Here is a 12,820-nt window from a genome sequence, read left to right as displayed (position 1 = left end):
TACAGTCGTTGTCGTGACGGATTCGGCGGTGCTTCTGCGAGGCGCGGGCCTGCGCAGTACGGCGCCGCGCCGGGCCGTGCTCGAGGCCCTGCTCACGCGTCCGCACTCCACGGTCACCGACCTGTCCCAGGCGGTCGACGGGCAGCTGTCCAACCAGACCATCTACAACGCGCTCGACGACCTGGCGAACTCCGGGCTGGTGCGGCGCATCGAACCGGCCGGCTCGGCCACGCGCTACGAGACCCGGGTGGGCGACAACCACCACCACCTGGTCTGCCGCTCGTGCGGTGCGGTGGCCGACGTCGACTGCGAGATCGCCGAGGCGCCCTGCCTGGTGCCGGGTGCGCATCCGGGGTTCGCCCGGGTCGACGAGGCCGAGGTGGTCTTCTGGGGCATCTGCAACGACTGCGCGATGACTCAGTCTCGTCAGGCCTGAAGCACGCCTGCCGCGAGCCCGAGTTCGCGGAACGACCCGGCGAGCGCCGGCAGCTGCACGTGCGCGTTGAGCCCGCTCGGGTTCGGCGCGACCCACACCTGGGCGCCGTGCATCTCGCGGTCCTGCCGGCCGGTGCGGGCCCGGGGCAGCTCGAAAGCCACGCGGTAGGCGGTGATCCCGAGGAAGGCGACCACCACCGGCCGCACCCGCCCGACCAGCTCCTCGAGCCGCCGGGCACCCGCGAGCAGCTCCTGCGGCGTCAGCTCGTCGGCCTTCGCCGTGGCCCGCTGCGCCATGTTGCTGATGCCGAGGCCGCGGTCGTGCAGGTGCTGAAGGTCTTCGGGCGCATAGCCGTTCGAGGCGTCGATGAGCCGGTCGGTGAGCCCGGAGCGGTACAGCGCCGGGTAGAACCGGTTGCCCCGCCGGGCGAAGTGGGCCTGCACCGCGGCGGTCCACAGACCCGGGTTGATGCCGACGAAGAGCAGTTTCAGGCCGGGGGCCAGCAGATCGGGAACCGTCGAGTCCTGGAACTGCCGGAGCTGCTCGGGCGTGAACTTCCGATCTGCGGCCACCCGCAGCACCTTAGGCCCTGTCCTAGAAGCTGTTCGGCCCGAAGCGCATCACGGCGACGAACAGCGCGAGCAGGCCGAGCACCACACCGGGCACCGCACCGCCGGTCTCACCCCGGCGCAGGTGCACGACCACGGCGCCGACCATGGTCACGAACAGGCCCGCGGCCGCGAGCGGCGTGAGCACCGGCGCGATGTCGAGGGCGGCGGGCAGGATCAGGCCGAGCGCACCCAGCACCTCCACGGCCCCGATCAGCTTCACCTGGGTGTCGCTGTAGTCGGCGGCCCAGCCCATGCCGCTCTCGATCAGCTTGCCCTTCGGCTGCAGCAGCTTCATCGCACCGGCCGCCAGGAACGCCCCGGCCAGGAGCGCCGCCACCACCCACAGAACGACGTTCATCGCCGTGTTCCCCTTTGCTCGATTGAGTTGATGCTTCAAGTGAAGGTAGGGCCGTTCAGCTTGAAGCGTCAAGTCATGGAGCTGGCTTAGGCTGGTCCTCATGAACGACGGAACACGCTGGCTGGACCCCGAAGAGCTGGCCTCCTGGAGGGCCATGGCCGGCATCGTGTTCATGCTCCCGGCCGCGCTCGACGCCCAGCTGCAACGCGATGCGGGCATCACGCACTTCGAGTACACGGTGATGGCCGGCCTGTCCGAGGCCGAGGGCCGCAGGCTGCGCATGAGCTACCTGGCGCTGCTGGCCAACGGTTCGCTGTCGCGGCTGTCGCACGTGGTGAAGCGGCTCGAGAAGCAGGGCTGGGTGGTGCGGGCCCCCGACCCGGCCGACGGGCGCTACACCGTGGCCACGCTCACCGACGCCGGGTGGGACAAGGTGGTGGCGACCGCCCCCGGGCACGCCGACGCGGTGCGCCAGTTCGTGATCGACCCGCTGACCCGGGCCCAGGTGCGGCACCTGGGCGAGATCGGCAAGCGCATCCACCAGGCGCTGGACCCGGACGGCGACGACTGCCCCGGCGCCAGCCCGCCCTGATCCGTACGAGCCGGCCCTGATCCGGTGGGCAGGCTCTAGTCTGGCCGCGAGCCGACCGGACCGCGACGAAGGGCCCCCTTGCCGAAGCGAACCCCCCGGGTGCTCGCCGCGGTCGTCCTGCCCGCGTTCGTGGCCTGTCTTCTGGCCGTGCTGCGGCATCCGCGCGTGGTCTACACCTCCGACTCCACCGCGCAGCAGTCGATCGTGCGCACCTGGCTCGACGTCGGGCACGGGGTCACCCACCTGCCCGCCGACACCTGGCTGTTCAAGTTCCCGCTCTACCTGGTGATCGAGCAGTTCGGACTGGCCCCGACCACCAGACTGCTCATCGCCGTGCTGGTGCTCACCGCCGCCACGTTCACCCTTCTCGGCGCCGGGGCGATGCTGCTCGCACCCCGGGCCCGCTGGTACGAACTGGCCGGGCCCCTGCTGTTCCTGGCCGCACTGAACGGCGGCATCGGCTCCAACCGGAACCTGACCAACTACCGCAACATCGAGCTCGGGCTGTGCTTCCTGCTGCTGGCCCTGGCGGCGCGCTACGTCGCGGGCCGGGGCACGCCCTCGATCGTGAAGGCCCTCGCGGTCACCGCCGGCCTGACCCTGTTCTGGTTCGACGACCCGTACTTCGAGGTGCTCGCCGGCGCTCCCCTGATGCTGCTGGCCGTGATCTGGTACCTGCTGCGCGAGCGGAACCCACGGCTGCTGCACCTGACCGGCTGCCTGCTGGCCTCGTTCGTGCTCCTGCCCCTGCTGCAGTGGGCGGTCGGGGTGTTCGGGCTGACGATCGACCACACCAAGCAGCTGTCGCCGAGCCTGTCGGCCGCCACGTCCGGGCTGGGGCAGCTGCTGAACGACACCGCGATCCAGTTCGGTGTGGAGCGCTGGCGAGAGGCCTCGCCGCTGGTGCTGACCGCGAACGTGCTCACGCTGCTGGTGATGACGTCGCTCCTGGCCGCCTCGCTGGCCGGGGCCGTGCGGTTCTGGCGGCGGCGCGAGCTGGTGCCGTTCACGGTGGCGGTGAGCTGGCCGCTGCCCTTCCTGGGCACGCTGGTGCAGGACGACCACCCCAGTCGCTACCTGATCCTGGCCCCCTACGGCCTCGCGGTCACGGCGGTGATGCTGCTGCCGGTGCTGCGGGAACGGGGTCTGGGCCGCCCGGCCGTGGCCGCGCTCGGCGCGGCTGCCCTGGCGACCGGTCTCTCCGGGGTCACGACCGCGATCGACGCGTCCACGCGTCCCTCATCGGCCCTGCAGACCCAGAACGAGATGCTGGACGCGGTGCGCGCCACCGGGGTCGCCAAGGGTTTCGCTCCCTACTGGTACGGGAACGTGACCAGCTACCTGACCGGGGGCGAACGCACCGTCTACGAGCTGGAGTGCATCGACGGCGTGATCCAGACCCGCTCGTGGGTGAGCGACACGGCCCGGCTGACCCGGCCGGCCGACACCACGTTCTTCATCTGGGTGCCGGACTACTACTCCTCGCACGGCTGCACGACGGCTGCGCGCGACGACCTGCTCGGCGACGCGAGCACCGTGCGGACGCTGAGCGACGGGGTCGAGATCCGGGTCTACGACTACGACCTGGCGACCCGTTTCCAGGCCTAGGCCGTCTTGAGCATCCCGGCCGTCTTCTTGGGCTCGGCCACCTTCTTCTCCGCGGCCTCCATCGCCCCTTCGCCCAGCTCCTGGGCCGACCCGACGAACTCGCCGTCCCCGCCGGGGGCGACGTCGTCGTCCACCACGTCACCGATCACACAGGTCACGTTGTCAGGCGCCCCAGCCTTGAGGGCGAGGGCGATCAGCCGGTCGATGGCCTTGCCCGCGTGCCGGGTGCTCGCCAGCGTCTTCTGGATCGCCTCACCGGCCACGTAGTCGCTGAGACCGTCGCTGCAGAGCAGGTAGCGGTCGCCGGGGACGGCCTCGTGCAGCGAGACCTCGGCGGTGCCGCCGTCGTCACCGCCCCGCAGCACCCGCAGCAGCACGCTGCGCTGGGGGTGCTGGGGGATCAGCTTGGGGTCGAGCCAGCCCTTGTCGGCGAGCATCTGCACGTAGGTGTCGTCGTGGGTCAGCTGCGTCATCTCGCGGCCGCGCAGCACGTAGGCCCGGGAGTCGCCGATGTTGGTCAGGGCGATCGTGTCGTGGTGGATCAGCATCGCGGTGAGCGTGGTGCCCATGCCGGACAGGTTCGGGCTGTTCTCGATGGCCCGGGCCAGGCGCTGGTCGGCGAACTCGACCGCGCCGACGATGTCGCGCTCGGGGCCGAAGAGCGAGAGGTGGTCGTCGAGATAGGCGACCGTGCGCGCGACGATGGCGCTGGCGACCTCACCGAAGTCGTGGCCGCCCATGCCGTCGGCAACGAGGAACAGGCGCCGGCCGATGAAGCCGGAGTCCTCGTTGTTGGTACGCCGCAACCCGGGATGCGTCTTGACGCACGCACGAATCCGCAGCGCCATGGCGCCTCCGCTCACTCTGCGATCTTGCCGGTGAAGATTACTGTTCAACTCCTGGTTGGGCCAGAGGTCAGATACAACCGAAAGCCTAGGTATCGTCACAACCCAGACCGCACCCACGCCGCATTCTGCTCACGATCTGCTGTGAGCGACACCTGACGCTGGCGGCATCATTGCGCAGAGCGACGGCAAAGGCAGTTCCTGCCTCGACTCGACGTGCACCTCGGGGCACCGTGGGCAACATGATCAAGCGGCCGCGCGGAAGAGGGGACGCCCCCCGCGAGTTAGCATCGACTGTCACCCGCCGCAGACCAGCACTCAACGGATGATCCGCCTCTGAACGAGGCTCTCGACGCACCGCACGGGCGACCCCGGCCCGCCGGAGACGGTGCGCACCCGCGGTCCGTCGCGTCCTACGGACCCGCGCGGTCAAAACTGACGCAGAGAGAAGATCCGCAACCATGACACAGCTTCGGTCGGCCACCTCGACCTCGGGTCGCAACATGGCGGGAGCCCGGGCGCTCTGGCGTGCGACCGGGATGACCGACAACGACTTCGGCAAGCCGATCGTGGCCATCGCCAACTCGTTCACCGAGTTCGTGCCGGGCCACGTGCACCTACGCAACGTGGGTCAGATCGTCGCCGAGTCGGTGAAGGAAGCCGGGGCGGTCTCCAAGGAGTTCAACACCATCGCCGTGGACGACGGCATCGCGATGGGCCACGGCGGCATGCTCTACTCGCTGCCCAGCCGCGAGCTGATCGCCGACGCGGTCGAGTACATGGTCAACGCGCACTGCGCCGACGCCCTCGTCTGCATCTCCAACTGCGACAAGATCACCCCGGGCATGCTGCTCGCGGCGCTGCGGCTGAACATCCCCACCGTGTTCGTCTCCGGCGGCCCGATGGAGGCCGGCAAGACCACGGCGATCGAGGGCATCGTGCACTCGAAGATCGACCTGGTCGACGCCATGGTCCTCAGCGTCGACGACCGGGTCAGCGACGCGCAGCTCGACGAGATCGAGCGCTCGGCCTGCCCCACCTGCGGCTCCTGCTCGGGCATGTTCACCGCCAACTCGATGAACTGCCTGACCGAGGCGATGGGTCTGTCGCTGCCCGGCAACGGCTCCACGCTGGCCACCCACGAGGCCCGGCGCCAGCTGTTCAAGGACGCCGGCACCACGATCGTCGACCTGGCCAACCGCTACTACGGCAAGGACGACGAGTCGGTGCTGCCGCGCAACGTGGCGAGCCGCTCGGCCTTCGAGAACGCGGTCGCGCTGGACGTGGCGATGGGCGGTTCCACCAACACCGTGCTGCACCTGCTGGCCGCGGCGCGCGAGGCCGAGCTCGACTTCACGGTCTCCGACATCGACGCGATCTCCCGCAAGGTGCCCTGCCTGTCGAAGGTCGCGCCGAACTCCCCCAAGTTCCACATGGAAGACGTGCACCGGGCCGGCGGCATCCCCGCCATCCTGGGTGAGCTGAACCGCGGCGGCCTGCTGAACACCGACGTGAAGCCGGTGCACAGCGCGGACATGAAGACGTGGCTCGACGAGTGGGACATCCGCGGCGGGTCACCCTCCGCCCGGGCGCTGGAGCTCTACAAGGCCGCTCCCGGTGGTGTTCGCACCGTCGAGCCGTTCTCCACGCAGAACGAGTGGAGCTCGCTCGACACCGACGCGGCCGAGGGCTGCATCCGCGACGTCGAGCACGCCTACACGGTCGACGGCGGTCTGGCGATCCTCTTCGGCAACCTCGCCCCCGACGGCTGCGTGGTCAAGACCGCCGGTGTGCCCGAGGCGGTCTGGAAGTTCTCCGGCAAGGCCATCGTGTTCGAGAGCCAGGAGGCCGCGGTCGACGGCATCCTCAGCAAGAAGGTCACCGAGGGCCACGTCGTGGTGATCCGCTACGAGGGGCCGAAGGGCGGGCCGGGCATGCAGGAGATGCTCTACCCCACCTCGTTCCTGAAAGGCCGCGGCCTGGGCCAGAAGTGCGCCCTGATCACCGACGGCCGGTTCTCCGGCGGCACCAGCGGCCTGTCGATCGGTCACGTCTCGCCCGAGGCGGCCGGCGGTGGCCTGATCGCCCTGGTCGAAGACGGTGACCCGATCTCGATCGACATCCCGAACCGCCAGATCTCGCTCGACGTCGACGAACTCACGCTCGACCAGCGCCGCGCGGCGCAGGAGAAGCGCGACAAGCCCTACAGCCCGCTCGACCGGCAGCGTCCGGTCTCGGCCGCGCTGCGGGCCTACGCGTCGATGGCCACCGCGGCCAGCGACGGCGCGTACCGCCGCGTGCCGGAGTGACTCTCGAGCGTTCCGCCGTCACGTCGACACCACGTGCCGCGGTGACCGCCTAATCCGAACCGACAGTGCTCTGCCTCGCTACGAGCCGGTGCCCGGCCCTCAGATCCACGCCGGGCACCGGCTCGTCGCTGTTGATCCGCATCACCAGCCGCCCCACCGCGAGCCGGGCGATGGCCTCCTTGTCCGGCGAGATCGTGCTGATCGTCGGCCGGTTGTAGCGCCCGTCCTCGATGTCGTCGTAGCCGATCACGGCGATGTCCTCGGGCACGCGCAACCCTCGCGACAGCACGGTGTGGATCGCCCCCGACGCCACCAGGTCGCTGTAGCAGAACACCGCGTCGGGCGGATTCTCCAGCTCCAGAAGGGTTTCCATGGCATGGGCCCCGTCCACCCGGTTGAAGCGCGGGGTGCCGATCACCAGCGATTCGTCCACCGGCAGACCGGCCTCGGCGTGCGCGGCCCGAAAACCCGCCGTGCGCCTCTGCGCCGCCTCACCCGTCGGGTAGGGCTGGTCGCCGATCGCCGCGATCCGCCGCCGCCCCAGCCCGATCAGGTGCCGCACCGCCTCGGTCGAGGCCGCCACGTCGTCGATGCCGACGTGGTCGAACTGGGCCTCGGACGTGCGTTCACCGATCACCACCAGCGGCAGGGCCGGGTCACGGCCGGACAGGTCTTCCTGCGACAGGCCCAGCGGACTGTAGATGATGCCGTCGAAAAGGCTCCGGTGCGAACGGTTCCCGATCAGCCGGCCCTCGTGCTCGCGGTCGCCGTCGGACTGGTCGATCAGCACGTTGTACCCGGCCTCGCGCGCCACCGGGATGATCGCCTGCAGCAGCTCGGCGAAGTACGGGGTGTCGAGATAGGGCACCACGACCACGATCTGGCCGGACCGGCCGGTGGCCAGGTGCCGCGCCAGCACGTTCGGCCGGTAGCCGAGCTGGGCGATGGCCGCCTCGACCTTCAGCCGGGTCGCGTCGGCGACCCGGGCGTAGCCGTTCACCACGTTCGACACGGTGCGCGGCGAGACGCCGGCCACCTCGGCGACATCACGCAGCGTAGCTTCTTTCATTCGAACCTCCCGTGAGTGGCGCCAGCACCGCCCATCGTATTTCGGGCAGGTGACCTCTTGTCACCCCGTCGTAACCCCGGGCATACTCCATTGCAGCGCTGCAATCGGGACGCAGATCACATAACGACTCATCGTTCGGCCCCAGACCGGGCCGAGTGCCACTGCCCTATGCGTCACTGCACGTAGTCCCGGTGCAGCCCTCCCATGCAGACATGTCATGACCAAAGGAGGCATCGACATGCGCTTCAGCAAACCCGCCGCACTCGTCACCGGACTGGCCGCCGTCATCGGGCTGGCCGCCTGTGGAGGCGGCAGCGACGAAGGCGGCACCTCGGCCGCACCCACCAAGTGCACCAACAAGATCGTGCACGCGGACGCCCCGGCGGTCACCGTCTGGGCCTGGTACCCGAACATGGCCAAGGTCGTCGACAACTTCAACAACCAGCACACCGACGTCCAGGTCTGCTGGACGAACGCGGGTCAGGGACAGGCCGAGTACGACAAGTTCCAGACCGCGATCTCGGCCAAGAAGGGCGCCCCCGACGTCATCATGCTCGAGGCCGAGCAGCTCACCGGCTTCGAGATCCAGGACGCCCTGGTCGATCTCGCCCCGCTGGGCGCCGAGAAGGTGAAGGCCAACTTCAGCGAGGGCGCCTGGAAGGACGTCTCCCAGGGTTCCGCGGTGTACGCGATCCCGATCGACGGCGGCCCGATGGCGATGATCTACCGCAAGGACATCTTCGACAAGTACAAGATCACCCCGCCCACGACCTGGGACGAGTACGCCGAGGCGGCCCAGAAGCTGAAGGACGCGGGGGGTCCGGCCTTCGGGGACATCGGCAGCAACGTGCCCGCCCTGGTCACCAGCCTGATGATCCAGAAGGGTGCCCAGCCCTTCCAGTACGACCTGAGCGACAAGCTGAACATCGGCATCAAGCTCGACGACCAGGCCACCAAGGACGTGCTCAACTACTGGGCCGACCTGATCAAGAAGGGCCTGGTCGGCAAGGAGGACCAGTTCACCACCGACTACATCTCGGGCGTGGTGGGCGGTAAGTACGCCACCTACGTCTCGGCCGCCTGGGCTCCCGGTTACCTGACCGGCCAGGGCGTCGGCGAGGGGGACGACGCCGGCCAGTTCGCGGTCGCGCCGCTGCCGCAGTGGGACGAGAGCAACCCGGTGTCGGTGAACTGGGGCGGTTCCACCTTCGCGGTGACCTCACAGTCGGGCAACAAGGAGGCTGCGGCCAAGGTCGCGCTGGGCCTGTACGCCGACGACGCCTCGCTCGAAGACGGCTGGAAGACGCAGACCATCTTCCCGCTCAACCAGAGCGTGCTGAAGTCGGACGAGTTCGTGAACGCCGAGGTCGAGTTCTTCGACGGCCAGACGGCGAACAAGGACATCTACATCCCGGCCGAGAACGCCTACAGCGGTGCCACTTACAGCCCGTTCACGGTGTACTACTACGCCCAGTTGCAGGCCCAGATGGCGAAGATCATCGCGGGCAGCACCACCGGCGACCAGGCGGCGACCGACCTGCACAAGCAGATCACGGACTACGCCAAGAGCCAGGGCTTCACCGTGCGATGAGCGCGACCACAGCCAAACGGGAGCCGACCGTCCGCCGGGCCACCACGTCCAAGATCAACCGACGCCACCAGATCGGCTGGCTGTTCGTCCTGCCCTTCCTGATCGTCTTCCTGGCCTTCCTGGTCGCACCCCTGCTCTACGCCGGCTACCTGAGCCTCTTCACCAAGGGCCTGGCCACCGGCACCACGTTCGCCGGGTTCGACAACTACACCCGTGCGTTCAGCGACCCGTCGTTCCGCAAGGGCCTGTGGCTGGTGCTGCGGTTCAGCCTGGTGGTGATCCCCCTGCAGCTCGGCGTGGCCCTGGTCGCCGCCCTGCTGCTCGACGAGATCACCGGTCGGCTGGCCAGTTTCAGCCGCCTGATGATCTTCCTGCCCTACGCCGTGCCGGCCGTGATCGGGGCCCTGATGTGGGGTTTCCTCTACAGCCCGAGCTTCGGCCCGGTCGAGCAGATCGCCTCGTTGTTCAACGTGCAGGCACCGTTCCTGCTGAGTTCGGGCAACATCTTCTACGGCCTGCTCAACATCGTCACCTGGCAGTGGTCCGGCTACTACATGATCATCATCTTCGCCGCCCTGAAGAGCATCGACTCCTCGATCTACGAGGCGGCCCGGATCGACGGCGCGAACGCGTTCCAGATCGCCCTGCGGATCAAGACCCCGCTGATCTACTCGGCTCTCGTGCTGATCCTGATCTTCAGCCTGATCGGCACGCTGCAGTTCTTCGTGGAGCCGCAGATCGTCGCGCCGATCGCCAACGGCTCGGTGACACCCGACTTCACGCCCAACATCTACGCGTTCAACCTGGCGTTCCGTTACGCCCAGTTCAACTACGCCTCGGCCATCTCGTTCTCGCTCGGGTTCGTGGTGTTCCTGGCGGTGGCGGTCTTCACCTTCGCCACCCGTAAGCGGGGAGGACTGTTCTCATGACCAAACCCCGTCACGCCGGCGTCAAACTCGTTCTGCTGGCGCTGGTCTGCTACTTCCTGCTGCCGGTGTGGTGGCTGGTGGTGGCCAGCCTGAAGAACGCGCAGGGGCTGTTCGGCGGTGGCAGTGCGCTCTGGTTCGACGGGTTCCACCTGTTCGGCAACCTGAGCGACCTGTTCAGCTACAACAACGGCGAGTACCTGCGCTGGCTGGGCAATTCCGTGCTCTACGCCGGGGCCGGCGGGATCGGCTGCACGGTCATCTCGGTGCTCGCGGGCTACGGCTTCGCGATGTACCGGTTCACCGGCCGCGGCTTCTTCTTCGCGGCCGTGCTGGGCTCGGTGATGGTGCCTCTGACCGCGCTGGTCATCCCCACGTTCGTGATGATGTCGAACGCGGGCCTGACCGACACGATCTGGGCGGTGATCCTGCCCTCGCTGCTCAGCCCGTTCGCGGTGTACCTGATGCGGGTCTACGCCGGCGGCTCGATCCCCGAGGAGCTGATCGACGCCGCCCGCATCGACGGGGCCGGTGAGCTGCGCATCTTCTGGCAGGTCGCGCTGCCCCTGATGCGGCCGGGGGTGATCACGGTGCTGCTGCTGAGCGTCGTGGCCACCTGGAACAACTACTTCCTGCCGCTGACCATGCTCTCCAGCTCCAAGCTCTACCCGCTGACCGTGGGCATCGGCCTGTGGGGGCAGCTGGCCGCCTCGAACAACGGGGGCGGGCAGTCGCTCTGGAACCTGATCATCGTGGGTTCGCTGGTCTCGGTCGTCCCCCTGGTCGTCGCCTTCCTGACCCTGCAGCGCTACTGGCAGGGCGGCCTCACGGTGGGGAGCCTCAAGTGACATCTCAACCCGGGAGAAACCCCTTGCTCTCCGCCTCTTTCCGGCTCGATCCGGCCTTCACCGTCGCCCCCGTCTCCCGCCGCACGTTCGGTTCGTTCGTGGAGCACATGGGGCGCTGCGTCTACACCGGGATCTACGAGCCGGCCCATTCCACGGCGGACGCGGACGGGTTCCGGCAGGACGTGCTGGCGCTCACCCGCGAACTCGGGGTCTCCCTGGTGCGGTACCCGGGTGGCAATTTCGTGTCCGGGTACCGCTGGGAGGACGGCATCGGGCCGGTCTCGGAGAGGCCGACCCGGCGAGACCTCGCCTGGCACTGCCTGGAGACCAACGAGGTCGGCGTGGACGAGTTCGTGAAGTGGGCGGGCAAGGCCGGCGTGGAGGTGATGTACGCGCTGAACCTGGGCACCCGGGGTGTGCAGGAGGCGCTCGACGTGCACGAGTACCTGAACCAGCCCGACACGACCCGTCTCGCCGAACTCCGGCGTCTCAACGGCGCCGACAAGCCCTACGGCATCAAGCTTTTCTGCCTGGGCAACGAGCTCGACGGCCCCTGGCAGACCGGGCACAAGACGGCTCAGGAGTACGGACGGCTCGCCGCGGAGACCGCCCGGGCCCTGCGGTCCGCCGAACCCGACCTGGAGCTGGTGGCCGTCGGCAGTTCCAGCTCGGCGATGGCGACCTTCGCGACCTGGGAGTCGGAGGTGCTCGAGCACACCTACGACGCCGTCGACTTCATCTCGGCGCACGCCTACTACGACCCGTCGGACGGTGACGTCGGCAGCTTCCTGGCCTCGGCCGTCGACATGGACCACTTCGTGCACAGCGTGGTCGCCACCGCCGACAGCGTGGGCGCCCGGCTGAAGAGCAAGAAGCGCATCATGGTCTCCTTCGACGAGTGGAACGTCTGGCGCCAGGCCGATTTCGCATCCGGGGCATCGGCCGCGAACCCGGACGAATGGGCGGTCGCGCCCCGCGTCATCGAAGACGAGTACGACGTCACCGATGCCGTGGTGGTGGGCAGCCTGCTCATCTCGCTGCTGCGTCACAGCGACCGGGTCACCGCCGCGTGCCTGGCCCAGCTGGTCAACGTGATCGCGCCGATCCGCAGCGAGGCGGGCGGGCCGGCCTGGCGGCAGACCACGTTCCACCCGTTCGCGATCACCTCCCGGCTGGCCCGGGGTCAGGTGCTGCGGGTGGAGCCGAGCGGTCCCACCTACGAGACCGCCAAGTACGGGGACGTGCCGATGGTGGACGCGGTGGCCACCCATGACGCGGAGGCCGGCGAGGTCAGTGTGTTCGTGGTGAACCGGAACCAGGGCGAGCCGGTCACGCTGTCGGTCCCGCTCGGTTTCGGGGCCCGCACCTTCGAGATCACCGAGGCCTGGACCCTCACCGACGGCGATCTGTCGGCCTCCAACACGGTGGACGCGCCGGACCGGGTGGTACCGGTGGCCACCGAGGGGGTCACGGTGGAGGATGAGATTCTCCGGCTCGAGCTACCGCCGGTCTCCTGGAGCGCGATCAGGCTCGCCGCGCGATAGTTCAGGCAGGCAACGAGTTTCGATGCCGGTGTGAGCTGCGACGCGTCTGAGTGCCGCCTAGGAACTCAGTGTGTCCGGACAGC

Annotated in this window: 12 protein-coding genes; 8 read left to right on the top strand and 4 right to left on the bottom strand. The window is 68.7% G+C overall.

What is annotated here, in order from left to right; all coding sequences use genetic code 11:
* Nucleotides 1-13: 13 nt before the first annotated feature.
* A complete protein-coding gene (locus J2S57_RS11595) occupies nt 14-436 on the top strand; it encodes a Fur family transcriptional regulator (protein ID WP_307241485.1) in 423 nt (140 codons plus the stop codon).
* Here J2S57_RS11595 and J2S57_RS11590 read toward each other — a convergent pair.
* Both J2S57_RS11590 and J2S57_RS11585 read right to left on the bottom strand, forming a co-directional pair.
* The gene (locus J2S57_RS11590; protein WP_307241483.1) at nt 427-1,008 is read right to left on the bottom strand and encodes a mismatch-specific DNA-glycosylase; all 582 of its coding nucleotides are present in this window, start codon (nt 1,006-1,008) and stop codon (nt 427-429) included. The genes J2S57_RS11595 and J2S57_RS11590 overlap by 10 nt on opposite strands.
* Nucleotides 1,009-1,030: 22 nt before the next feature.
* Nucleotides 1,031-1,405, bottom strand: coding sequence for a DoxX family protein (locus tag J2S57_RS11585; protein ID WP_307241481.1), 375 nt, complete (start codon nt 1,403-1,405; stop codon nt 1,031-1,033).
* Nucleotides 1,406-1,505: 100 nt separating this feature from the next.
* Here J2S57_RS11585 and J2S57_RS11580 point away from each other — a divergent pair, with 100 nt between their 5' ends.
* On the top strand, nt 1,506-1,997 hold the full coding sequence (locus J2S57_RS11580; protein ID WP_307241479.1) for a MarR family winged helix-turn-helix transcriptional regulator: 492 nt from the start codon (nt 1,506-1,508) through the stop codon (nt 1,995-1,997).
* Between the two features lie 78 nt (nt 1,998-2,075).
* The gene (locus tag J2S57_RS11575; RefSeq protein WP_307241477.1) at nt 2,076-3,605 is read left to right on the top strand and encodes a hypothetical protein; all 1,530 of its coding nucleotides are present in this window, start codon (nt 2,076-2,078) and stop codon (nt 3,603-3,605) included.
* Here the strand turns inward: J2S57_RS11575 and J2S57_RS11570 are convergent.
* On the bottom strand, nt 3,602-4,468 hold the full coding sequence (locus J2S57_RS11570) for a PP2C family protein-serine/threonine phosphatase (RefSeq protein WP_307241475.1): 867 nt from the start codon (nt 4,466-4,468) through the stop codon (nt 3,602-3,604). The two genes, J2S57_RS11575 and J2S57_RS11570, sit on opposite strands and share 4 nt — an antisense overlap.
* A gap of 443 nt (nt 4,469-4,911) precedes the next feature.
* On the opposite strand from J2S57_RS11570, the gene ilvD reads away from it, so the two are divergent.
* The gene (gene ilvD / locus J2S57_RS11565; RefSeq protein WP_307241472.1) at nt 4,912-6,759 is read left to right on the top strand and encodes a dihydroxy-acid dehydratase; all 1,848 of its coding nucleotides are present in this window, start codon (nt 4,912-4,914) and stop codon (nt 6,757-6,759) included.
* Nucleotides 6,760-6,808: 49 nt separating this feature from the next.
* Here the strand turns inward: ilvD and J2S57_RS11560 are convergent, their stop codons facing one another.
* Nucleotides 6,809-7,828 carry a LacI family DNA-binding transcriptional regulator gene (locus J2S57_RS11560; protein ID WP_307241470.1) on the bottom strand — a complete coding sequence of 340 codons (1,020 nt, stop codon included), beginning with the start codon at nt 7,826-7,828 and terminating at the stop codon, nt 6,809-6,811.
* A 238-nt stretch (nt 7,829-8,066) separates the two neighbouring features.
* Here J2S57_RS11560 and J2S57_RS11555 point away from each other — a divergent pair, with 238 nt between their 5' ends.
* Genes J2S57_RS11555 through arfA form a run of 4 tightly spaced genes read left to right on the top strand, consistent with a single transcriptional unit; the run spans nt 8,067 to nt 12,737 of the window.
* Nucleotides 8,067-9,419 carry an ABC transporter substrate-binding protein gene (locus tag J2S57_RS11555; RefSeq protein ID WP_307241468.1) on the top strand — a complete coding sequence of 451 codons (1,353 nt, stop codon included), beginning with the start codon at nt 8,067-8,069 and terminating at the stop codon, nt 9,417-9,419.
* Entirely contained in the window at nt 9,416-10,348 is a 933-nt protein-coding gene (locus J2S57_RS11550; protein WP_307241466.1) for a carbohydrate ABC transporter permease, read from the top strand. The genes J2S57_RS11555 and J2S57_RS11550 overlap by 4 nt, the downstream gene beginning before the upstream one ends.
* Entirely contained in the window at nt 10,345-11,193 is an 849-nt protein-coding gene (locus J2S57_RS11545) for a carbohydrate ABC transporter permease (RefSeq protein WP_307241464.1), read from the top strand. The genes J2S57_RS11550 and J2S57_RS11545 overlap by 4 nt, the downstream gene beginning before the upstream one ends.
* Nucleotides 11,194-11,216: 23 nt before the next feature.
* Nucleotides 11,217-12,737 carry an arabinosylfuranosidase ArfA gene (gene arfA, locus J2S57_RS11540; RefSeq protein ID WP_307241462.1) on the top strand — a complete coding sequence of 507 codons (1,521 nt, stop codon included), beginning with the start codon at nt 11,217-11,219 and terminating at the stop codon, nt 12,735-12,737.
* The last annotated feature ends 83 nt before the right edge of the window (nt 12,738-12,820 follow it).

Source organism: Kineosporia succinea, from assembly GCF_030811555.1.
Lineage (GTDB): Bacteria > Actinomycetota > Actinomycetes > Actinomycetales > Kineosporiaceae > Kineosporia > Kineosporia succinea.
Note: the sequence above shows the minus strand (reverse complement) of the source record. Positions and strands in the feature narration are given on the sequence as shown.

Excerpts from the sequence above, each read along its gene's own strand:
- J2S57_RS11545 (WP_307241464.1), top strand. The coding sequence starts at position 10,345 with ATGACCAAACCCCGTCACGCCGGCGTCAAACTCGTTCTGCTGGCGCTG.
- J2S57_RS11555 (WP_307241468.1), top strand. The coding sequence starts at position 8,067 with ATGCGCTTCAGCAAACCCGCCGCACTCGTCACCGGACTGGCCGCCGTC.
- J2S57_RS11560 (WP_307241470.1), bottom strand. The coding sequence starts at position 7,828 with ATGAAAGAAGCTACGCTGCGTGATGTCGCCGAGGTGGCCGGCGTCTCG.
- J2S57_RS11580 (WP_307241479.1), top strand. The coding sequence starts at position 1,506 with ATGAACGACGGAACACGCTGGCTGGACCCCGAAGAGCTGGCCTCCTGG.
- J2S57_RS11550 (WP_307241466.1), top strand. The coding sequence starts at position 9,416 with ATGAGCGCGACCACAGCCAAACGGGAGCCGACCGTCCGCCGGGCCACC.
- ilvD (WP_307241472.1), top strand. The coding sequence starts at position 4,912 with ATGACACAGCTTCGGTCGGCCACCTCGACCTCGGGTCGCAACATGGCG.
- J2S57_RS11585 (WP_307241481.1), bottom strand. The coding sequence starts at position 1,405 with ATGAACGTCGTTCTGTGGGTGGTGGCGGCGCTCCTGGCCGGGGCGTTC.